The 19,741-nt window shown below is 59.2% G+C and carries 21 protein-coding genes and 1 tRNA gene; 13 read left to right on the top strand and 9 right to left on the bottom strand.

The window, feature by feature from the left end:
* Positions 1 to 86 precede the first annotated feature (86 nt).
* On the top strand, positions 87 to 905 hold the full coding sequence (locus BUA69_RS20035) for a glycosyltransferase family protein (protein ID WP_072866655.1): 819 nt from the start codon (positions 87 to 89) through the stop codon (positions 903 to 905).
* On the opposite strand, the gene BUA69_RS20030 is transcribed toward BUA69_RS20035, so the two are convergent.
* The 7 genes from BUA69_RS20030 to BUA69_RS20000 form a co-directional block, all read right to left on the bottom strand.
* A complete protein-coding gene (locus BUA69_RS20030; protein WP_046134435.1) occupies positions 895 to 1,440 on the bottom strand; it encodes a GNAT family N-acetyltransferase in 546 nt (181 codons plus the stop codon). The genes BUA69_RS20035 and BUA69_RS20030 overlap by 11 nt on opposite strands.
* Positions 1,440 to 1,967 carry a GNAT family N-acetyltransferase gene (locus BUA69_RS20025; RefSeq protein WP_046134436.1) on the bottom strand — a complete coding sequence of 176 codons (528 nt, stop codon included), beginning with the start codon at positions 1,965 to 1,967 and terminating at the stop codon, positions 1,440 to 1,442. The genes BUA69_RS20030 and BUA69_RS20025 overlap by 1 nt, the downstream gene beginning before the upstream one ends.
* Positions 1,964 to 2,494 (bottom strand): GNAT family N-acetyltransferase, encoded by a 531-nt coding sequence (locus BUA69_RS20020; RefSeq protein WP_046134437.1) that lies wholly within the window; start codon positions 2,492 to 2,494, stop codon positions 1,964 to 1,966. Before BUA69_RS20020 ends, BUA69_RS20025 begins: the two co-directional genes overlap by 4 nt.
* A gap of 124 nt (positions 2,495 to 2,618) precedes the next feature.
* Positions 2,619 to 2,885, bottom strand: coding sequence for a 50S ribosomal protein L27 (gene rpmA / locus BUA69_RS20015; protein ID WP_046134438.1), 267 nt, complete (start codon positions 2,883 to 2,885; stop codon positions 2,619 to 2,621).
* A gap of 14 nt (positions 2,886 to 2,899) precedes the next feature.
* The gene (gene rplU / locus BUA69_RS20010; RefSeq protein WP_072866654.1) at positions 2,900 to 3,406 is read right to left on the bottom strand and encodes a 50S ribosomal protein L21; all 507 of its coding nucleotides are present in this window, start codon (positions 3,404 to 3,406) and stop codon (positions 2,900 to 2,902) included.
* Between the two features lie 235 nt (positions 3,407 to 3,641).
* On the bottom strand, positions 3,642 to 4,418 hold the full coding sequence (locus BUA69_RS20005; RefSeq protein ID WP_072866653.1) for an MBL fold metallo-hydrolase: 777 nt from the start codon (positions 4,416 to 4,418) through the stop codon (positions 3,642 to 3,644).
* A gap of 82 nt (positions 4,419 to 4,500) precedes the next feature.
* Positions 4,501 to 4,971, bottom strand: coding sequence for a gamma-glutamylcyclotransferase family protein (locus tag BUA69_RS20000; protein ID WP_052950422.1), 471 nt, complete (start codon positions 4,969 to 4,971; stop codon positions 4,501 to 4,503).
* Positions 4,972 to 5,087: 116 nt separating this feature from the next.
* Between BUA69_RS20000 and BUA69_RS19995 the strand changes: the two genes are divergently transcribed.
* Positions 5,088 to 5,177, top strand: a tRNA-Ser gene (locus BUA69_RS19995).
* A 363-nt stretch (positions 5,178 to 5,540) separates the two neighbouring features.
* On the opposite strand, the gene gloB is transcribed toward BUA69_RS19995, so the two are convergent.
* The gene (gene gloB, locus BUA69_RS19990) at positions 5,541 to 6,308 is read right to left on the bottom strand and encodes a hydroxyacylglutathione hydrolase (RefSeq protein WP_046134439.1); all 768 of its coding nucleotides are present in this window, start codon (positions 6,306 to 6,308) and stop codon (positions 5,541 to 5,543) included.
* A 390-nt stretch (positions 6,309 to 6,698) separates the two neighbouring features.
* Between gloB and BUA69_RS19985 the strand changes: the two genes are divergently transcribed.
* The 6 genes from BUA69_RS19985 (at position 6,699) to BUA69_RS19960 (ending at position 12,868) form a co-directional block, all read left to right on the top strand.
* Positions 6,699 to 7,670, top strand: coding sequence for a Bug family tripartite tricarboxylate transporter substrate binding protein (locus tag BUA69_RS19985; RefSeq protein WP_072866652.1), 972 nt, complete (start codon positions 6,699 to 6,701; stop codon positions 7,668 to 7,670).
* A 110-nt stretch (positions 7,671 to 7,780) separates the two neighbouring features.
* Positions 7,781 to 8,797: a proline racemase family protein gene (locus BUA69_RS19980; RefSeq protein ID WP_046134441.1), complete on the top strand. Its 1,017-nt coding sequence runs from the start codon at positions 7,781 to 7,783 to the stop codon at positions 8,795 to 8,797.
* Between the two features lie 123 nt (positions 8,798 to 8,920).
* Positions 8,921 to 10,102, top strand: coding sequence for an alpha-hydroxy acid oxidase (locus BUA69_RS19975; protein ID WP_046134453.1), 1,182 nt, complete (start codon positions 8,921 to 8,923; stop codon positions 10,100 to 10,102).
* 91 nt (positions 10,103 to 10,193) lie between these two features.
* Positions 10,194 to 10,613: a tripartite tricarboxylate transporter TctB family protein gene (locus BUA69_RS19970; protein ID WP_178371411.1), complete on the top strand. Its 420-nt coding sequence runs from the start codon at positions 10,194 to 10,196 to the stop codon at positions 10,611 to 10,613.
* 6 nt (positions 10,614 to 10,619) lie between these two features.
* Positions 10,620 to 12,122 carry a tripartite tricarboxylate transporter permease gene (locus BUA69_RS19965; RefSeq protein WP_201777436.1) on the top strand — a complete coding sequence of 501 codons (1,503 nt, stop codon included), beginning with the start codon at positions 10,620 to 10,622 and terminating at the stop codon, positions 12,120 to 12,122.
* Positions 12,123 to 12,181: 59 nt separating this feature from the next.
* Complete coding sequence (locus BUA69_RS19960) at positions 12,182 to 12,868, top strand: GntR family transcriptional regulator (protein WP_046134442.1); 687 nt, start codon at positions 12,182 to 12,184, stop codon at positions 12,866 to 12,868.
* A gap of 229 nt (positions 12,869 to 13,097) precedes the next feature.
* On the opposite strand, the gene BUA69_RS19955 is transcribed toward BUA69_RS19960, so the two are convergent.
* A complete protein-coding gene (locus BUA69_RS19955) occupies positions 13,098 to 14,024 on the bottom strand; it encodes a LysR substrate-binding domain-containing protein (protein ID WP_046134443.1) in 927 nt (308 codons plus the stop codon).
* 224 nt (positions 14,025 to 14,248) lie between these two features.
* On the opposite strand from BUA69_RS19955, the gene BUA69_RS19950 reads away from it, so the two are divergent.
* The 5 genes from BUA69_RS19950 to BUA69_RS19930 all read left to right on the top strand — a co-directional run bounded on the left by BUA69_RS19950 (position 14,249) and on the right by BUA69_RS19930 (position 19,236).
* Entirely contained in the window at positions 14,249 to 14,938 is a 690-nt protein-coding gene (locus tag BUA69_RS19950) for a hypothetical protein (RefSeq protein ID WP_046134444.1), read from the top strand.
* 69 nt (positions 14,939 to 15,007) lie between these two features.
* On the top strand, positions 15,008 to 15,991 hold the full coding sequence (locus tag BUA69_RS19945; RefSeq protein ID WP_244468712.1) for a PDR/VanB family oxidoreductase: 984 nt from the start codon (positions 15,008 to 15,010) through the stop codon (positions 15,989 to 15,991).
* Positions 15,992 to 16,001: 10 nt separating this feature from the next.
* The gene (locus BUA69_RS19940) at positions 16,002 to 17,114 is read left to right on the top strand and encodes an S-(hydroxymethyl)glutathione dehydrogenase/class III alcohol dehydrogenase (RefSeq protein ID WP_046134445.1); all 1,113 of its coding nucleotides are present in this window, start codon (positions 16,002 to 16,004) and stop codon (positions 17,112 to 17,114) included.
* A gap of 99 nt (positions 17,115 to 17,213) precedes the next feature.
* Positions 17,214 to 17,792 carry an S-(hydroxymethyl)glutathione synthase gene (gene gfa, locus BUA69_RS19935; protein ID WP_046134446.1) on the top strand — a complete coding sequence of 193 codons (579 nt, stop codon included), beginning with the start codon at positions 17,214 to 17,216 and terminating at the stop codon, positions 17,790 to 17,792.
* Positions 17,793 to 17,895: 103 nt separating this feature from the next.
* Positions 17,896 to 19,236: an MFS transporter gene (locus BUA69_RS19930; protein ID WP_046134447.1), complete on the top strand. Its 1,341-nt coding sequence runs from the start codon at positions 17,896 to 17,898 to the stop codon at positions 19,234 to 19,236.
* Positions 19,237 to 19,741 lie beyond the last annotated feature (505 nt).

Below are 19,741 nucleotides of genomic sequence, written 5' to 3'. Positions count from 1 at the left end.
GCCGGTTTGGGGCTTCTGTAGCTAGTAGAAGTGCGGTTCAAACCAAGGCAAGACAGTCTTGCAGTGGATTGTGGGAAGGCAGGTATATGGCGATTGAAACCCTAGAGTACCGTGGGGACATTGCGGTCGCCGCGGCTTGCAATGACGAAACGATACTTGCCAATAATCTTCGTCGGTCGCCTGAGATAGAAAATGGTGCCCATCAACTTCTGGTGGAGTGGAATGCGCCTTCTGCGTCCATCGCCTACAATCGCCTGCTCGATCAGAGCGATGCCGAATATCTGGTGCTCGTCCACCAGGACGTGTTTCTGCCCGCCGGCTGGATGACGCGACTTCGTGGCGCCATTGCGGCGCTGTCGCGCCTGGACCCGGATTGGGCGGTACTCGGCGCTCATGGCGTGGCGCTGGATGGTCGTGCCGTCGGCCCGGTTTGGTCCAGTTCGCTCGGCAGTATCGTCGGCCGGGTGTCGCTGCAGCCGGTCGCGGTCCAGAGCCTGGACGAGTTGCTGATCGTGGTGCGGCGCTCGGCGGTCCGGTTCGACACCAGCCTGCCGGGATTTCATTTCCACGGTACCGACATTGTGCAGATTGCCGCCGCCGCAGGGCGGAGCAGCTATGTGACGTCCTTGCCCCTGGTTCACAATGACCGGTTCAAAGGCGTGCTGGGCGACGATTTCCGGCAGGCCTACCATTACATCCGGACCAAATGGCGCCAGCAGCTGCCCCTGTGCAGCCCCGTCGTGAAGGTTTCCTGGCACGGCCTGCACCTGCTGAAATCGCAGCGCCATCTGGCTCGCTCCCACGCCGTGCGGGAGGCTATGGTGACCTCGGACACTGTCGATCCGCGCGTCTATGCCTCGCTGTGCGGTTGGGACGATGTTACTCCCGGTCCGTTCAGCCCCTAGCAAGGCGCCCTGCCTTCCAGACGCTGCGCGCCAGAACGGTGTCGATATGTTCCACCTGAATGCCCCGTGCCAGGCAGAGCAGGCTGGAGCGACCGGTTTCGGTGAAGCCGAGCTTGCGCTGGACCGCCAGGGACGCGGCGTTGAAATGAAACACGCCCGAGATCACTTCGCGCGCGCCGGTGGTGTCGAAAAACCAGTCGAGGCTGGCTGTCGCCGCCTCGGTCATGATGCCGCGCCCCCAGAAGGGGCGCCCCAGCCAATACCCGATGATGACGCCATGCGGTCCCTGGTGGAACCCGACCTGCCCGGCAAAGCCTTCGCCGGGCAGGTCGATGGCAAAATTGGTTTCCGCAGCCGGCAGGCTTGCCTTGCGGGTGGCGAGCCAGGCCCGCGCATCGCTCAGATGGTAGGGAAAAGGCACGCGTGCGAGATTGCCGGCCACCTCGAAATCGTTGAGGAAGCGCGCGATCGGGTCGGCGTCGCCGATGGTGGGCTGGCGCAGGATGAAGCGGGGCGTCTTGAGCACGGGCACCATCAGGCGCTCCAGTTCAGGATCAGGAGCGGCTTGCCGCGGTGACGCTCGACCACGCTGTGGGTGTGCTCGACCACTTCAAAGCCGGACTTCTCCAGCACCTGGATCGAGGCGGGATTGCTGGCCAGCACGCGTGCCATAATGGTGGGGAAGAGGCTGGTGGCGCGGGCGGCGGCGAGCAGGCCGACAACCGCTTCGGTGGCATAGCCACGGCGCCAATGGGGTTCGCCCAGCCAATAACCAAGCTCGGGCAGGCTATCGGCGGCGAAATGCAGGCCGACTATGCCGATGAACTGGTCATCGGGTCCGATCACCGCATAGGGGCGCCGTTCCGGCTTGCGGCTGGCGCGCTCGATAAAACCCCGCCCATGCTCGCTGAGGTAGGGAAAGGGCAGGCTGGCGGAGGGATCCGAGATGTTGCGGTTATTGGCGAGCGCCACCAGCGCATCGAGATCGCCGAGATGGGGGGCGCGCAATGTCAGTCGCTCGGTGGCGATGACGGCGGGCAAGGCGTCTCTGGGCGTGCTCATCGTTCAAAATCCATGCGCATCGTCGCCACGCGGCGGCCGGCCTGGGTGCCGTGCTCGTCGATGGCTTCGCCGGTTTCGATAAAACCGACCTTGGCCAATACATTGCGCGAGGCGGCGTTGCTGAGCAAGGCGCGGGCGCACAGGGCCGGGGTCAAGCCGGTCGATCGGGTCGCGGCAACCAGCGCCGTTGCGGCTTCGGTGGCGTAGCCATGGCCCCAGAAGGGCTCACCCAACCAATAGCCCAGCGCTGGCAATTGATCGGGCAGAAGATGCAGGCCGATGCTGCCGATAAAGCTGCCGTCGAGGAGGATGGAATAGGCCCATTCCTCGGAACCGCGGGCAATGGTGTGGACAAAGAAGCGGGCGTCGGCCTCGCCATAGGGATTGGGCAGGCGCGACAGGGCGTCGTAGATGCGCCGATTATTGGCCAGGCGGGCCAATTGCGGGACGTGGTCAAGCGTCGGCGTGGCCAGGACCAGCCGCGCCGTCCTGATCGTCGCCGGCAAGGCATCGCGCAGGCTGGCCATTCTCGTTGCTCCAGAAACAGGAAAGGGGGACCGGCGAACCGGTCCCCCTTGATCTGTCATGCGCCGGGTCGCAAACGCCTGTCGGGGAACGGGTCCACCGGCAGGGTTTATCGACCATGCCGGATTATTCGGCGGCCTGTGCCGGGTCGACCGACACGAAGACCTGCGAATTCGCACGGGTGCGGAACGACACATTGCCGTCCACGAGTGCGAAAATGGTGTGGTCCTTGCCCAGGCCGACGCCCGTGCCGGGATGCCACTTGGTGCCGCGCTGGCGGATGATGATGTTGCCAGCGATCACGGCTTCGCCGCCAAACTTCTTGACGCCGAGACGACGGCCAGCGGTATCACGACCGTTGCGGGATGAACCGCCTGCTTTTTTGTGTGCCATGGTGCTCTAGCTCCTTATTCCTGGTCGGCCTTGGGGGCGGCCTTCTTGGCCGGGGCCTTCTTCGCCGGCTTTTCAGCGGCGTCGGTTGCAGTCTCGGCGGCCTTCTTGGGCGCTGCCTTCTTGGCCGGAGCCTTGGCGGCTGCTGCCTTGGGGGCCTTCTCGGTCACGGACTCGGTGGTCTCGGCCTTGGCGGCTGCCTTGATCGTCGGCTGGGCGCCGCCGGTCAGGATTTCGGTGATGCGAACGGTCGACAGCAGCTGGCGGTGGCCATTGCGACGACGGTAATTGTGGCGACGGTTCTTCTTGAAGATGATGACCGTCTTCTGCTTGCGCGTCTCGACGAGTTCGGCAGCGACGATCGCGCCTTCAACGAGAGGAGCGCCAACTTCGCCATCAACCATCAGAACCTGGTCGAAGGTGATGATGGTGCCGGCTTCGGCATCGATCTTTTCAATCTTCAGAACGTCGTTGGCGGCAACCTTGTACTGCTTGCCACCGGTCTTGATCACTGCAAAAGTCATTCATGTACCGGATGCGTCAAACATGCCGGTCCCTGTTGTGTCGCGCTTTGCGGCGCCGCAAGTGAGCCCATGAGCTTTCGCCCGGTCCTGCGGTCTTTCGCATGCTGCCGGTGATCATCCGGCGGGCAGCCTCAAGCAGCGGTTTTCAAACCAAAGAAGCGCGCCGGTGTTATCCAGCACGCATTCCGAGGGGGCTTATCAGGGCAAAAGGGCCTGGAGTCAAGTGAAACAGGCCTCAGGCGCCATTGGGATACCAGTCACGCAGGCGCACCTCGGTGCCCGCGCCGACCGCCGCTTGAAAGGCGGCCAGATCGCTATCGGAATAGTGGTAAGGATAGACAATGGCGGGCTTGAAGGCGTTGACCGCTTCGGCCGCCTGATCGACTGTCATCGTATAGGGCAGGTTCATCGGCAGGAACGCCACCGCAATGTCGGTCAGGCCCAGCATGTCGGGGGTCGGCTCGGTATCGCCGGCGACATAGATCTGCTTGTCGCCAAAGCTCAGCACATAACCATTGCCGACGCCGACAGGGTGGTAGCGCATGCGGTCTGCGGTGACGTTGTGCGCAGCGACGGCTCGGACGGCGACGCCGTCAATCTCGCCCGTGCTCCCATTGGCAATGGCCGTGGCATTGGCCCTGAGGGCCTCGGGCAACTTGTCGAAGACCTCCTGGCTGGTCAGGATCGGCACGCCGCCGGCAATGGCGTCCAGGGTGGGGATGTCGAAATGATCGCCATGCCCATGGGTGATGAGGATGGCGGTGGGCGCGGGCAGGCCGGCATAGCGCTCGGCGCCGCCAACCGGGTCGAGATAGATCGCCTTGTCGCCCCATCCCAGCACCAGACTGGCGTGATTGACCGGGTGAATGACCAGGTCGCCTTCGCTGGTGGTGACGATATCGCCGTCCATGCTGCCCTCCGTCTGGGCCAGAGCCGGCAAGGCGCCGGTGGGACCCCAATACGCCAATGGTAATGCCGTCATGCCGACGACGACCTTGCGACGATTGACCATAACCAATTCTCCCCAGAAATGAACCTGATGCGGGAACGTGCGTGACGCGCCGACGGTTTCCCGTCGCACGCAATCGTGACTGTCAGTTCTGCCTGGGGCCAGCCCCCAGCCTGTCGTGGCGTGCGCGTGCAGCGATACGGAGTTCGGGCGTCAAGGCCGCCGGCTTGTGATGAAGGGTCCAGTGCTCCAGCGACCAGGCATCCGCATCCGCATCCGCATCGGCCGGGGCCGGGGTGACCGGCAGATAGGCCGAAACAACCACGCTGCCGGTGCCGGTGACTACCGAGATCGTGGCGCGTCGGTAGAGTGGCCCCTCAAAGGCATCGAGGATGGCGATATCGTCAGGGGTCAGGCTGTCGAGCACCAGGCCTGGTGCGGCGCTGTCCGGCGCGAGGGCGAGACCGGGATAGACCTGGCCTGGGCAGTAGACGGCGCGATAGCCGGGCGCCTTTGCCGGGCGGATGGCGCCGGGCGCCAAGCGACGGCCCAGGACGCCGGCGAGAATGTCGCCATCGCGCAGCGTGCCATAGGCAAAGAGCGGTTCTGCAGACATTGTGGTGCGTAATCCTCACGAGAAGATAACAAGGGGTGTTGCAGGCTGCACTTTGCTATGTCATAAGCCGCCCCGTGTCGACCGCGCGCATCGTTTCGGTGAGCAGAAGACCTCGCGGAGAGGTGGCAGAGCGGTTGAATGCACCGCACTCGAAATGCGGCATAGGGGCAACTCTATCGGGGGTTCGAATCCCTCCCTCTCCGCCATTCAACCGAACTAAGTGGTTGAATTCATTGAAACTTAGGTTTCGCACTGGTGGGTGCGCCCCATTTTACCCCACATTTTCAAATCGTTGATGTCAAACTTGGTTGGACGTTGTCAGACTGAAATCGAGCTCAACCTCTCTTCGTTCTGGTGCTGACCAGCGCCAACAGTGCTAGGTCTGCGCCAATCTATGATTGCCGTGACATATCTGTCGTCGAGTTTAGCCATCGAGCGTTGAGCCATATAATACTTTCGGATGTTGCGCTGCATCCTTGATGCGCCTGGCGTTCCGTCCGAGGCAAGGATGGTGGCGCACTTATGAACTGCCTACAGTTCTGCTGATGTTTCGATCACATAGTTTGCCACTACGATACGTCCTTGGCCTTGCGCAATGCAGCAAAAACGTCGGCCGCGTTGCTGCCGTCGAGGCCCATCGCCTTAGCCATTTCTAGCGTATCTGCGCGCAGGAACGGATTGATTTCCTTTTCCTGGCCCAGCGTCACCGGTATAGTGAAAGCGCCCCTTTCGCGCAGCCGATCCACCTCCGCTGCTCGGGCGCGAAGCAGTTCATTGTTGGGATCTACGCTAAGTGCGAACTTGGCATTTGAAACGGTGTACTCGTGACCACAGTATACTAATGTCTCGTCAGGCAGGTTCCTTATTGCCTTGAGCCCTTCCCACATGGGGCCTGCAGTGCCTTCTAGCATGCGCCCCACACCCAATGAGAACAGGGCGTCGGCCGCAAACAAGTGCCCGTTGGCTGCATCGTAAAACACAACATGCCCAAGCGTATGGCCAGGGGTGGCAATGACGTCGAAGCGAGTTTCGCCCAATCTCACGGCGTCGCCATTCGAAACAAGGACGTCCATGCCCTTGATCTTGTCTGCCTCCTGCTGCGGGCCAGTTACAGTCACGCCATAAGCCCGCTTTAATGGCGCAATTGCCTCGACGTGGTCGGTGTGGTGGTGCGTGATGAAAACATCGGTGAGCGTCCATCCGCGTCGATCAAGGGCCGTTTGGATAGCGTCAAATTCTGGCGCATCGATTGCGGCGGTGCATCTGGTTGCTGTGTCGTGGACCAGATACCCGTAGTTGTCGCTGCGAGCTTCGAACACATCAACGAGAAGGGACATAAGCGATACTCCGTGTAACACCGGCGTGGCGTAATGAGAGCGAGGGGTGCATGCAAGCCTAGGCTTTGCCCCAAAGGCGTTGGCTAAACGGAAATAGACGACGGCCACACAGCAAGCGACACCGCGAAACCTGTTGACTCTCCAGCGGCTTAGCACTTGAGCTTGTACAAAGCGGATTTCTCGGCGAGCGTATTTGGCTTAGTTTTTCTAAATGAAAATGCAGTTTAAATCGCTGTGTAGTCCCAGTTACTCGTCATATGGTTCAAATAGATCGACGGATTTGACGCGGGCGGCCCGTGGGCTGGCTCAGACGTCCCCATAAAAAACAAGAAAAATGCTTTTTGAGGAATGCCGGAGTGACTCAGTCACTCGGCAGAGAGGGAGAAGTGTATGCTTAATATTGGGGTTAAGTGCCTAGCGATTTGTCTTGCAATGGGTGTTTCTTACGCCGCGATGGCTGATGAATGGGTGCCCGACAAACCCATCAAGTTAATCGTGCCATATCCGGCTGGTGGTACGAGTGACATGATCGCACGTCTAATTGCGCCGGATCTCGGTGCTGCGCTTGGCCAGCCTATCGTGGTCGAAAATAAGACTGGCGGCGGCGGCGTAAGTGGCACCGAGGCAATTATCGGTGCCGACGCGAATGGCTATACGATCGGCATCGTTGCCAGCTCGTTCGCGTCGAGCGTCCACCTGGTGCCGAACTTGCCATTTGACCCCATTAATGACGCCCAGCCGCTGACGATGGTCACGCGCGTTGGCGTTGCGCTGATAGCCAACCCTGATTTCGAAGCAAAAACCATCGGCGATCTGCTGGCAATGGCCAAGGCAGAACCTGGCACATTAGCCTACGGTTCCGCGGGCAATGGTTTGTCGGGGCATTTCGCCGGCGAAGCTATGAAGCTGTCGGCTGGTATCGACTTGATCCATGTCCCTTATCGCGGCGGTGCCCCCGGGCTCAACGATGTGATCGCCGGGCAGATCCCGATGATGTTCAACGTCATTTCCTCGGTCCTAACATCGGTGCAGGCGGGCAAAGTGCGGCCGCTGGCTGTGACCAGCGCCACCCGCTCGGCGGTTATGCCGGACGTGCCGACCTTGGCTGAAGCGGGCATTTTGGATGCCGAAATCTACGAATGGTACGGGCTGATCGCCCCAGCCGGGCTGCCGTCCGAGGCGACAGCCCGGCTACATGCCGAATTGGTCAAGGTCCTGCAAAAGCCTGAATTTTCCGACCGTTTGGCTGACCTTGGTATCGAGGTGGTGGCCAATGCCCCCGAGGAATTTGGTGCCTTCATTGCGTCGGAAGTTGACCGCTTTGGTGCGCTGATCAAGTCCGCCAACATCACGCTGGAATAGCCGCTGCGGGAGGAACAGGCCATCAAGCCTGGCCTGTTCCGCCCGTCCAGCCCGCGCAGGCGCCCCGGCAGCCTTGTGCCCGAAATCTAAGAACCCGGAGCATCCTTCCTATGAAAAGAACTATGTTCGTCGATGCGGTCTATACCCAGACCGAGGGCGAAACGACATGCATTATCAATGGCCAGTTCTTGTTTCCCGGCGGCACGACGCTGCTGGAAAAGCGCGAACACTTCAAGAAGCGTTTTGACTGGGTTCGCAAGGCGATCTTAAACGAGCCACGCGGGCACAACGACCTGTTCGGCGCGCTAATCGTGCCGGCATCGTCGCCGGATTCCGATGTTGGGGTGATCTGGCTGGATGGTGATGGCTATGGCGACATGTGCGGCCATGGCACTATCGCTACATCGACGGTGATGACCGCGTTCGATCTAACCCCGAACACCAGCAGCCCTAATCGCATCCGCATTGAAACGCCCGCCGGCATCGTGGTGTCGGAAGTGCATGTTAATGGTGACGAGGTGGAATGGTGCAAGTTCGAAAACGTGCCGGCCTTCCTAGCCGAGCGCGACATTCCAGTGACTTTACCGGGCTTGGGCACCGTGATGGCCGACATAGCCTTTGGCGGCAACTACTTCATCACCATACCGCTGCCCGAAGAATTCTTGCGCATCGCGCCCGAAAACGGCGCGCATCTCGCCCGGCTGGGCGTGCTGGCCAAGCAGCAGATCAACGAAAAAATCAAGATGGTGCACCCGGAAAAGCCGCACATCACCGAGGTCGATCTAGTGACGTTCTATCAGGACAGCCAGCGCGAGGGCACGTTCTATCGCTGCGTTCATACCTACCGCAACGGCAAGATGGACCGCTCGCCCGGCGGGACCGGCACATCGGCGATGCTGGCCATGCTTGAAGGACGTGGCCGCATTGCGGTGGGCCAGCCGATCCTAGCCGAAGGGCTGCTGGGGTCGGGCACGTTCGAGGGCTGCATCGTGCGCGAAACCACCGTCGCCGGCAATCGCGCCGTGGTGCCGACGGTCAAGGGTCGTTCAAGCCTCGTCGGCTTCGCGAAATGGCATCTCGACCCTCAAGACGAGAACGGCAAGGGCTACGTAATCAGCACGGTTTAGTGCCGCGCGCATCGGAGTCGGCTATCGCGAACAATGCTGCGACGACAAAAGGCTGGGCCATTCACTTGAGCCCATCAAGTGAGTGGCCCAGGGGGACCGATGCAGGCATCGGTAGGGGGCATTATGAAATCAGCATCGTCACTGCACCACGTGCGCAATATTGCCGATCTGCGGATACTGGCAAAACGGCGCGTGCCGGGGTTTTCATTCGAATATGTGGACGGGGGCGCCGACGACGAATTGAGCATGGCTGCCAATCGGCAGGCCTTTGCCAACCTGCAGCTAGTGCCCCGGCAACTGGCCGGTCTCGGTAGCGTGGATATGTCTACACATGTGCTCGGTAAAAGGTCTGAACTACCATTTTCGATCGGGCCGACTGGTTATAACGGCATGCTGTGTAAGGACGGGGATCTCGCCCTGGCGCGTGTCGCCCGACAGACGGGCATTCCGTTTACCCAAAGCACCATGTCAAGCAGCTCAATCGAACAGGTAAGCGCCGCGCTCTCCGGGGGGCGGCACTGGTTCCAGCTTTACATGCTCAACGACATTGCCATCACCAAGCGGCTGGTGGAGCGGGCGGCGGCGGCAAATTGCGAGGCGCTGGTGTTGACCACAGACGCGATCGCCGTCGGCAACCGGGAGGGCGATAAACACAATTTCGTCGGCCCCGGGCGGCTGAGTTGGCGCTCGAAATTCAACGTAGTCATGCACCCCGCCTGGATGGTCGACGTGCTGTTTCCCAACGGTCCCCCCAGCTTTGGTAATCTGCAGGAATTCCTGCCTAAGGGCCAAAGCAGCCCGATCGATGGTGCGCGCTTCATATCCGCGCAGATGGACCGGTCGATCTCGTGGAAATCGGTGGAATGGCTGCGCTCTATGTGGCCGGGCAAACTGATCGTGAAGGGCTTGATGAATCCGCAGGATGTGGTCGCCGCCGCGGACCGTGGCGTCGATGCGGTGGTTTTGTCCAACCATGGCGGGCGCCAGCTCGACGGTGCGCCCAGTCCAATGCACCAGCTGCCTGCCGTCAGCGCCGCGCTACAGGGGCGTTGCGAAATCTTGATCGATAGCGGATTTCGGCGCGGCAGCGATGTGTTCAAGGCAGTCGCGCTGGGTGCCGGCATGGCGCTGTGCGGGCGCGCCATGCTGTTCGGGCTGGCGGCGGGCGGGGAGGCCGGTGCGCTGAAGGCCGTAGAGATTTTGCGTAGCGAACTGGAACGAACAATGATTTTGGCCGGATATGGCCGGATTAGCGACGTGGACGGCAGCGTGCTGTCGCGGCAGCAGGATTTTTGCCTCGGCTGACGAGCCGGGTCCCAGGCGGTTCGTTCGATTTGTTATTCGCGCATGACGGAAGGGAGGCCTCATGAGAATTTTGAAAAGCCCGAACGATCTGGTGTTCGGCATCGTGCTCATCGTCGCCGCGGCGTTCTTTTACTGGGCCATCGCTGACCTGCGAGTAGGGACCAGCCTGCGCATGGGCCCTGGCTATATGCCGTTGGTGCTGTGCGGGCTGATTGGCGTCACCGGCCTTGTTCTGTTTGGTCGGGCCTTCACATTTCCCGGGGAGGCTCTGTCCCAATGGCCGCTGCGGCCAATGGTGTGCGTCCTGGGAGGGCTGATCGTCTTTGCTTTATTGTTGGAGCCGGCCGGTCTGCTCATCGCAATGCCGCTGCTGGTGATCATTGTCAGTTTCGGCGAGCGCCAGGCCCGGCTTGTGGAAGTGGCGATGTTGGCCGCAGCGCTGACGCTTTTTTCGACAGGAGTTTTCGTCAGCGCACTGCGCCTTCCAATTCCCCTGCTGCCGCAAGGATAAAACGAAATGATGGATTCCTTTAGTAATCTCTTCAATGGGCTATCGGTCGCTTTGCAGGTTCAGAATATTCTGTATTGCTTTGGCGGTGCGCTAATTGGAACGCTGATCGGTGTGCTCCCTGGTCTTGGGCCAGTGGCAACGATTGCCATTCTGCTACCAGTAACGTTTTACCTGCCACCGGTTGCGGCGCTGGTCATGCTCGCCGGCATCTATTACGGCGCCCAGTATGGTGGTTCGACCACTGCAATCCTAGTCAACCTGCCCGGGGAGAGCTCGTCGATCGTCACCTGCCTTGACGGCTACCAGATGGCGCGAAGTGGCCGCGCAGGGCCTGCGCTTGGGATCGCGGCGCTGTCCTCTCTCTATGCGGGTGTCATCACCGTCTTTGTAATGACAATCTTTGCTACTGGCCTCAGCGAAATGGCGATGCATTTCGGTGCGGCGGAGTATTTTTCTCTGATGGTCCTGGGGCTGGTGGCGGCGGTCATTATGGCCCAGGGTTCGGTGATCAGCGCGCTGGCCATGGTCTTTCTCGGCCTGCTGCTGTCGCTGATCGGTACGGACGTTTCCAGCGGGGTGCAACGCATGACGTTTGGCATGTTCGATCTAAGCGACGGGATCGATTTCGTGCCCCTCGCCATGGGACTGTTTGCCGTTGCCGAAATCATCAAGAACCTAGCCGAACCGGAAGACCGCATCGTGCTCAAGGGCAAGATCGGGCGCCTGCTGCCAAATTGGGACGATGTGCGCCGCTCGGCGCCGGCGGCAACGCGCGGTACGATCCTCGGCTCATTTCTGGGGTTGCTGCCAGGTGGTGGCCCGACGCTGGGATCGTTTGCCGCCTATACCCTTGAAAAGCGGCTCTCCAAGACTCCTGAAAAATTCGGCACCGGCATGGTCGAAGGCGTGGCCGGCCCGGAAGCGGCCAACAACTCCAGCGCCCAGACCTCGTTCATCCCCTTGCTGACGCTGGGCATTCCCTCCAACCCGACAATGGCCATGATGGCAGGCGCCATGTTGATACACGGCATTCAGCCCGGCCCGGACGTCATGACCAAAAATCCGGACATTTTCTGGGGCCTGATTGCCAGCATGCTGCTCGGTAACGTGATGCTGGTGATCATCAACCTGCCACTGATCGGCGTATGGGTGTCATTACTAAAGATTCCGTATAGGTTGTTCTATCCAGCAATTCTCGTATTTTGTTGTATCGGAGCCTACAGCGTCAACAGTAATCCCTTCGACATAGTTGTTATGATTGTGTTCGGGTTCGTCGGATACGCATTCATGAAGTGGAAGGCTGAGCCGGCTCCGTTAATTTTAGCTTTTATACTGGGGCCGCTGATCGAGGAATATTTCCGCCGGGCTATGCTTTTGTCGCAGGGGAATCCGACTACATTTATCAGCCGACCAATCAGTTTTAGCTTGTTGCTGGTATCAGCTGCGCTGATCGGCTTCACGCTTTTGTCCTTCTTTAGGCGAATGCAGCGGAAGGAGGCCTCCGCATAGTCCGGACATTCACCTAGGTCATTCCTATTCCCGTCCTGCAGACGGCTGCGGAGGAAGCTATGTCTGACATATCGCCCGCAAGTGGGGCAAAGTTTTCGGGTGCCAATTTAGTCCAATGCCTCGAAGATGACATTCTAAGCGGCCTACTTAGGCCTGGGGATCGGCTCGATGAGCAGGCATTGGCTCGTCGATTCTCGGTTTCGCGTACTCCGGTCCGTGAGGCGCTACGTTCGGTGGCGGCAAGTGGTTTGTTGGAGATCCGCAAGAATCACGGTGCCACGGTAAGGCGGCTCACAGTTACCGAGCTAACCGAGATGTTCGAGGTTGTGGCTGCACTCGAAGGGCTTTCGGCCCGCTTAAGCGCTCGTCGCATGTCGGCTCCCGAATGTCGGGAAATGCGCGAGCGCCACGACGAGTGCGCATCGCTTGCTGAAAGAGGTGATGCAGAAGGCTTTTTCGCGGCGAACGAAGCGTTTCACGACGCGATCTTTCAAGCATCCCGAAACGAATTCTTACAGGCTGAAAGCCGTCGCCTACGATATGGGATCAATATATATCGCCGGTATATCACCACGCAGCCACAGATGCGCACATCAGTGGTCGAACACGCGCGAATAGTCGAAGCGATTGAAGCCGGAAATGACGAGGTGGCAAACATCTTGATGCGTAACCACGTCGACTTGTTAACGGCCGCGTCAGCAGATGTTTTATTGGCGCTTAACACGGATTGCATCCGGCCTGGCTAAACTACAGATCTAGGTTCTTGGTCCACTGGAGGAATTATTGGAACGAACTTCCTAAGTTCCTAAGTTCCTAAGTTCCTAAGTTCATGAATACTGATAGACCTCCGAAGTCATCGAAGTCGGAATTTGCAAGGGTGTGGTGAACCGAAGCGGACGAACGGGGATACAGGTCCGTATCGGATTCCGCGTACAGTGGGCGAACACTTTGGAGGATTGGCCGTTTTGCGGAAGCTCATTGAACGTTGGGGCCGCCCAACGTAGCTTTTTGGCTTTTGGAAATTGAGATGATCCAAGTGCGAAGCTCATTTCCGAAGGGCTTGGAGAGGGCCGCGCGGTCCCAGGCCAGGAAATACGCCTGCGCGAGTTTCAAGCGATGATCGAAGGGCACCACCAGCCGGCCAGCCGCAAGGTCGTCTTCAATCATTGCCAGTTGCGCTAGAACGAAGCCGCGCCCATTAATGGCCGCATCGATGGCTGAACTCGATAATGAGAAGGCGAATTCACCCTGCGGGCTGTTTTTTGCCCCAACGCTCTTCGCCCAATCCTGCCAACTCGGGGCTGCCTTGTGATCGCTGTCCCATTCGATCCCCAGCAGCGGTTGCTCTAGAATTTCGACAGGCTTGGCGACGGGATGTCTTACGATGAAAGCCGGGGAACAGGCGGGAACAACCCAGTCAGTAAACAGCTCGACATAATTCTCAAATTGTCTAATCCGGTCGCCGTAGGACACTCGAAAATCGATTGAGTCATCACCCAGTCGCGGCTCGGTTCCAGTGCCAATCAGGCGGACATTGGCTCCCTCATGGGACGTCTGCCAGTCGAACAGCCTAGGACCCACGAACTTGTTGGCCAGCGAGGGCAGGCAACTCAGCACGAGGGCGCTCTGCGCCTTGATCCGCGCCAAGGTTTCCTGAGCACCACGTAGCGTGTCGAAGCCACGAGAGATTTCCCTGTGATAGAGCCGTCCGCTAGTGGTCAGTTCGATGTTTTTGCCGTGGCGCTCTAGGAGGCGCAAGCCCACAGCTTCCTCGGCTTTTTTCAGTTGCTGGCTGACAGCGCCGGGCGTTACGCCAAGTTCGGAGGCGACGCCGGTGACGCTACGCAAACGGCCGAAGGCTTCAAAGGCTTGCAGAGCCTTGAGAGGGGGTAATTTGGTCAACTTTATCCTCCTGAGCAGTTCCTATTTTAGTTATTCTAAATCAGAACGCAATTATATTCGCTGTGTCGTTGGCAAGTTGCCAACTATATTTGGATCAGCAACGACACCGTCCCAAGCGTTATATGATGAGCGGAGCAGTAAAACTGCTCAGTTTTGGAGGTGATGTCTGCTGTCAATTAGTTGCATGTCCATCGGCATGCAGTCGCCAGAGAGGAAGTAACATTATGGTTGATGTCAGGAGAGTGCGGGGCGGCGATGGTCTGCAAGAGATTAATGCAGAAATTGATGAAATTCTTGACGCGGTTGTTGAGAAGACTCGGCATGCAACAGTCGAATTCTTTGTGGCGTATGATAAAAACCCCGATCCGAAAGTGTTGGCGGCATGGCTCGCGCCACGCGCCTGGCGGGAGATCGACTACGTCTTTTTGCTGAATGAGCAGATCCGCCGCTACGGCCTGAATTTCTCGCGGACCCATATCACCCTTCTGGCCAAACAGTCGTTCCAGGAAGCCGAGCATTACGAAGCTGTTGGCAAGGCAATTGAATCGCTTGGGGGCATCGTGCCGACAATTGTTCCGGCGTCTGCGAAGCCATGGAGCGATTTCCTATGGGATTGCCTGGAGCGTCACCCACTTGCAGCCATTGCGGCTTGGAATGTCTCGGAAACTTCGGCCTCCGGAAGCTTCGAGCCGACCTTCGAGGCCGGCGAGCGGCACGGTTTCGACGAGGTAGTGCGGGTCTACAGGCAGATCGAGACTGACGAGAAGTTCCACGTCGGGCTCGGCCGGCAAATTCTGTCTCGCTACGCCAAGACTGACCAGGACCGCGAAGAAATCCTTCGCGCCATGCGTGGCATGCGCGACATCGCCTGGACCACGTTCACCCCGGAATCTGTCGTGATCGAGAACGCGTGACGGCGGCTTTGCCACTAGCGACGGGTCGCCTTCCGTGGCCCGCGCTTTCATGGGAAGAGGAGCAAGGTGATGAATGACATGACGCTGAGCGATGCCAAGCGAGGACATTCTGCCGATGCCGTGTTTGACGCCCGGATCGCCGCTGCAAGTGTCGAGGCTGATGGCGTTCTGTCGCTGCACCTTGCATCGCTCTCCGGCAGCGCCCTGCCGCGCTGGACACCAGGCGCCCATATCGACGTGATCCTGCCGAACGGGTTGGTACGACAATACTCCCTCTGCGGCGATCCCGATCTAGCAACCTGGAGGATTGGGGTTTTACGCGAGCCTGCCAGTCGCGGTGGCTCGAAGTGTATCCACGACGAAATGGCGGTTGGCGATCGCATCCAACTCGCTGGGCCTAGAAACAATTTCAAGCTGGTCGACGCTGAACGCTACCTGTTCATCGCCGGCGGCATCGGGATTACTCCGATCCTAGCGATGATCCGGCAGGTGGCGGCCGCGGGCCTGCCCTGGACGCTTCTCTATGGCGGGCGAACTCGCAGCTCAATGGCGTTCCTCGATGAGATCGCCGGCTTCGCCGGTGGCGATGTACATATCGCGCCGCAGGACGAATGCGGCCTGCTGGATCTGCAGCGGTTTCTGGGACAGCAACAGCAGGGCATGGCGGTGTTCTGCTGTGGTCCAGGTCCGTTGATTGACGCGGTCGAAGACAAATGCCGCACTTGGATGCCCGGCTCTTTACATCGCGAGCGCTTCGCGCCCAGCAACAGGCCGCCTCTGCCAAAGGGGGCGTTCGAGGTCGAATTGGCCCGCTCCCGCCAGCGCCTAACTGTGCCTGCCCATCGCAGCCTGCTGGCCGTTTTGCAGGAGGCCGGCCACAGCGTGACACATTCTTGCACGGCAGGCATTTGTGGGACCTGCTTGGTCAAGGTTCTGGCAGGAGTACCTCAACACAATGACGATGTCCTGAGCGACGAGGAACGTGAAGCAGGCGGCGTGATGCTGGTGTGTGTCTCGCGCTCGGATTCCGAACTCCTCGTGCTCGATTTATAAAGGTTAGCCGATGAAATCACGTGCCGCCGTCGCCTGGAACGCAGGTGCTCCGCTCACTGTTGAGACCGTTGACGTTGCGGGCCCCAGGGGCGGGGAAGTGCTAGTAGAAATCATGGCAACGGGAATCTGCCATACCGACGCGTACACCCTGTCCGGGCTAGACGCCGAAGGAAAGTTCCCTGCCATCCTGGGCCATGAAGGCGCTGGGATCGTCCGCGAAATTGGCGCTGGGGTGACCAGCGTCAAGGTTGGTGATCATGTGATCCCGCTTTACACGCCTGAGTGCCGAGAGTGCAAAACCTGCCTCTCGCAACGCTCCAACTTGTGCACCTCGATCCGCTCCACCCAGGGTCAAGGCACAATGCCGGACGGCACAAGTCGGTTCTCGCTCAATGGCGAGAGCATCTTTCATTACATGGGATGCTCGACATTCTCTAACTTCACCGTGCTTCCCGAGATCGCGGTGGCCAAGGTTCGACAGGACGCACCTTTTGACAAGATTTGCTACATCGGGTGTGGGGTGACCACCGGCATCGGAGCGGTCATTTACACCGCCAAGGTTTGGCCCGGAGCCAATGTGGCAGTGTTCGGCCTCGGTGGCATTGGCCTTAACGTGTTGCAAGGCGCGCGAATGGTTGGGGCAAACAAGATCATCGGCGTGGATATCAATCCAGCCAAGGTCGAGATTGCTCGCAAATTCGGCATGACCGATTTTGTCAATCCTAGGGATGTGGGCAATGACAAGGTGGTTTCCGCGATCCAGGATCTGACCGGGGGCGGCGCGGATTTTACGTTCGATTGTACGGGTAACACGACCGTTATGCGCCAGGCGCTGGAAGCCAGCCATCGCGGCTGGGGCACCAGCGTGGTCATTGGGGTGGCCCCTTCCGGCGCCGAAATTTCTACCCGGCCGTTCCAACTGGTCACCGGCCGCACTTGGAAAGGGACAGCTTTCGGAGGCGCACGCGGGCGCACTGACGTGCCTCAGATCGTCGACTGGTACATGGGTGGCAAGATCAATATCGACGATTTGATCACTCATTCGATGCCGCTCGAGAACATCAATACGGCCTTCGATCTGATGCAGGAGGGCAAGTCGATCCGTTCCGTCGTCACCTACTAGGCTTGAGGATTGCGGAGGCCCGTACTCGAACGAGGAGCACAGTGGGCGATCCACTTTCAGCTTAAGGCGCCGTGCCAGAATTCACAATTGGAGAGAACTATGTCCGAACCTATTCGTATCCATCCCTCACTCGATAATGGCGTACAGCCCGGATCTGCGGACTTCGCCGGTGGCACGTTACAGTGCAAGTGCCAGGATGCCCCGGTCAGGGTCGCGGTCAGCAACCAGATTGCCCATAATCATGCTTGCGGCTGCACCAAGTGCTGGAAGCCCGAGGGAGCGACGTTTTCTGTTGTCGCCGTTGTATCTCGCGACAAGGTCGATGTCGTCGAAAATGGCGACAAGCTTTCAGTCGTCGATGCCAACGCAACCATTCGCCGGCATGCTTGCAAGGAATGCGGCGCCCACATGTATGGCCGTATCGAAAATCAGGCGCACCCGTTCTACGGTCTTGATTTCGTTCACCCAGAGCTTTCGGATGAAGTGGGCTGGGCAGCGCCGGAGTTCAGCGCCTTTGTGTCGTCGGTGATAGAATCGGGCGTCAAGCCCGAAGCCATGGACGTCATTCGACGGCGGCTGACGGATCTCGGCCTGCCTCCTTACGATTGCCTGTCGCCGGTGCTGATGGACGCTATCGCCACTCACTTGGCGAAGGCCTCTGGGGTGTTGTCGCGCTGAACTCGCCAGTCAGCCCCCAGAGAGGAGCGCGTGGCTGAGCGATCAGCCACCGTCTGGGGCGGCGTCCTGGCAGAATCCATTTACGAAACGAGGAGGATCGTTCGTGACCAAACCAGCGAAAAATGTCTCTCGGACCAAGATTGCGATTGCAAGTCTGGTTGGGACAACCATCGAGTTCTACGATTTTTACATCTACGGTATTGCTGCGGCACTGGTGTTCAAAGACATCTTCTTCCCCAACCTCGACCCGGTGACCGGCACCATTGCTGCGTTCGCGACCTTTGCCGTGGGTTTCGTTTCTCGTCCGCTCGGAGCCATTGTTTTTGGCCATTTCGGCGACAGGATCGGACGCAAGGCCATGCTAGTAGCCTCATTGGTGACAATGGGTGTAGCTACCGTGATGATCGGCCTATTGCCAACCTATGCTGTCATTGGCATTTGGGCGCCGATTGCGCTCTGCGTTCTGCGCTTTGCTCAGGGATTTGGCCTTGGTGGGGAATGGGGCGGGGCGGCATTGCTGGCCACCGAATATGCCCCACCAGGCAAACGCGGGCTGTTCGGCTCGTTGCCGCAGTTGGGCAGCGCTCCGGGCTTCCTGTTGTCCAACGGCATTTTCCTAGCACTCAGCCTGATGTTGCCGGAAGATCAGTTTTTGGCCTGGGGTTGGCGCGTTCCATTCATTCTTAGCACCGTGCTAATTGCCTTCGGTCTTTACATTCGGCTGACGATTGCGGAGACACCGGTCTTTCAGAAGGTTATCGAAAAGCAGGAGCAATCCAAGGCGCCCATCATGGAGGTGCTGCGGACGCATTCTCTGCAGGTCGTTCTAGGTGGTATGGCGACGGCGATCACCTATGTGCTGTTCTTTGTCACCGGCACATATGGCCTGAGCTACGGCGTGGACACTCTTGGCTTTACCCGCTCCCACATGCTGGAACTAACCATGGTCGCGGTGCTGGCTATGGCCGCCTCTACCCTAATTTGCGGAATGCTCAGCGACAAGTATGGGCGAACTCGGGTCATTCTCATCTCGGGCTTCATTGCCGCAGTCTGGGCATTCTTCTTTTTCCCATTGCTCGATACCAGGGACCCCATCATCATTGTTCTGGCCATGTCTGCAACTCTGGCCATTATGGGCGGCATTTATGGGCCAATGGGCGCCTATCTACCCGAACTGTTCAAGCCGAACGTCCGCTATACCGGCGCTGCACTGGCCTATAGCTTAGGTGGCATTTTCGGCGGTGGCCTGGCCCCGATCATTGCAACAAACTTGACGGCGACTTTCGGCTCGCACGCAATTGGCTGGTATATCGCGAGCATGGCAGCCGTGAGCATCGTGTCAGTAACAATCCTGCATGGGCGCATGCCCAAGAGCTTTGGCCAGGACGACGCACAATCCGTCGAGGAGCGTATCGGCAAACCAGCAGCGGCTGCGGCTGAGTAAGCTCAGTAATGGAGTTGGCTGCTTGCGGTATTAAATCGCGAGCGGCCAACAACCAACTCTGCCGGGCTTCTGTTAGGTCACCGAAGAGTGCAAAACGCTCAGTGTACCATCGCGTTCGCGGCCGTTCCGACGCCGGACGGATCCGGCCGAAGATCATGAACGTTGAGTGTACGATAGGGCATGCCGGAGTGGTCGCTAGCCGCGGTGCGCCCTCAAGTGCTCTAAGATAGTTAAGTTTCACATTGCATTTATCACAGTAAGCTTGATCTGACGCATCGCTGTCGCATCCCGAGATGGAACAGCTGCAGTCGTACCTCCGTGAGTGCTAGGTCAGCTTGCGACCCATTCCTGCCGCTTGGCCCGTGCTTGCGATCTCCCAAAGGCGGCCGCTTCGCTTTGATGGCGGCAACGCCTAGGTAGCGGACTCATAAAAGCGCATCCAGAGGCGTGAACAAGCGATGAGAACGGCGGCGAGATAGTTGCGCGCCGTCTTTTCGTATCGGGT

The sequence above is a fragment of the Devosia limi DSM 17137 genome, from assembly GCF_900128975.1.
Taxonomy (GTDB): Bacteria; Pseudomonadota; Alphaproteobacteria; order Rhizobiales; family Devosiaceae; genus Devosia; species Devosia limi.
This window is presented reverse-complemented; position numbering and strand designations above follow the sequence as displayed.

Excerpts from the sequence above, each read along its gene's own strand:
- BUA69_RS20035 (WP_072866655.1), top strand. The coding sequence starts at position 87 with ATGGCGATTGAAACCCTAGAGTACCGTGGGGACATTGCGGTCGCCGCG.
- BUA69_RS20030 (WP_046134435.1), bottom strand. The coding sequence starts at position 1,440 with ATGGTGCCCGTGCTCAAGACGCCCCGCTTCATCCTGCGCCAGCCCACC.
- BUA69_RS20025 (WP_046134436.1), bottom strand. The coding sequence starts at position 1,967 with ATGAGCACGCCCAGAGACGCCTTGCCCGCCGTCATCGCCACCGAGCGA.
- BUA69_RS20020 (WP_046134437.1), bottom strand. The coding sequence starts at position 2,494 with ATGGCCAGCCTGCGCGATGCCTTGCCGGCGACGATCAGGACGGCGCGG.
- rpmA (WP_046134438.1), bottom strand. The coding sequence starts at position 2,885 with ATGGCACACAAAAAAGCAGGCGGTTCATCCCGCAACGGTCGTGATACC.
- rplU (WP_072866654.1), bottom strand. The coding sequence starts at position 3,406 with ATGACTTTTGCAGTGATCAAGACCGGTGGCAAGCAGTACAAGGTTGCC.
- BUA69_RS20005 (WP_072866653.1), bottom strand. The coding sequence starts at position 4,418 with ATGGTCAATCGTCGCAAGGTCGTCGTCGGCATGACGGCATTACCATTG.
- BUA69_RS20000 (WP_052950422.1), bottom strand. The coding sequence starts at position 4,971 with ATGTCTGCAGAACCGCTCTTTGCCTATGGCACGCTGCGCGATGGCGAC.
- gloB (WP_046134439.1), bottom strand. The coding sequence starts at position 6,308 with ATGTCCCTTCTCGTTGATGTGTTCGAAGCTCGCAGCGACAACTACGGG.
- BUA69_RS19985 (WP_072866652.1), top strand. The coding sequence starts at position 6,699 with ATGCTTAATATTGGGGTTAAGTGCCTAGCGATTTGTCTTGCAATGGGT.
- BUA69_RS19980 (WP_046134441.1), top strand. The coding sequence starts at position 7,781 with ATGAAAAGAACTATGTTCGTCGATGCGGTCTATACCCAGACCGAGGGC.
- BUA69_RS19975 (WP_046134453.1), top strand. The coding sequence starts at position 8,921 with ATGAAATCAGCATCGTCACTGCACCACGTGCGCAATATTGCCGATCTG.
- BUA69_RS19965 (WP_201777436.1), top strand. The coding sequence starts at position 10,620 with ATGATGGATTCCTTTAGTAATCTCTTCAATGGGCTATCGGTCGCTTTG.
- BUA69_RS19960 (WP_046134442.1), top strand. The coding sequence starts at position 12,182 with ATGTCTGACATATCGCCCGCAAGTGGGGCAAAGTTTTCGGGTGCCAAT.
- BUA69_RS19950 (WP_046134444.1), top strand. The coding sequence starts at position 14,249 with ATGGTTGATGTCAGGAGAGTGCGGGGCGGCGATGGTCTGCAAGAGATT.
- BUA69_RS19945 (WP_244468712.1), top strand. The coding sequence starts at position 15,008 with ATGAATGACATGACGCTGAGCGATGCCAAGCGAGGACATTCTGCCGAT.
- BUA69_RS19940 (WP_046134445.1), top strand. The coding sequence starts at position 16,002 with ATGAAATCACGTGCCGCCGTCGCCTGGAACGCAGGTGCTCCGCTCACT.
- gfa (WP_046134446.1), top strand. The coding sequence starts at position 17,214 with ATGTCCGAACCTATTCGTATCCATCCCTCACTCGATAATGGCGTACAG.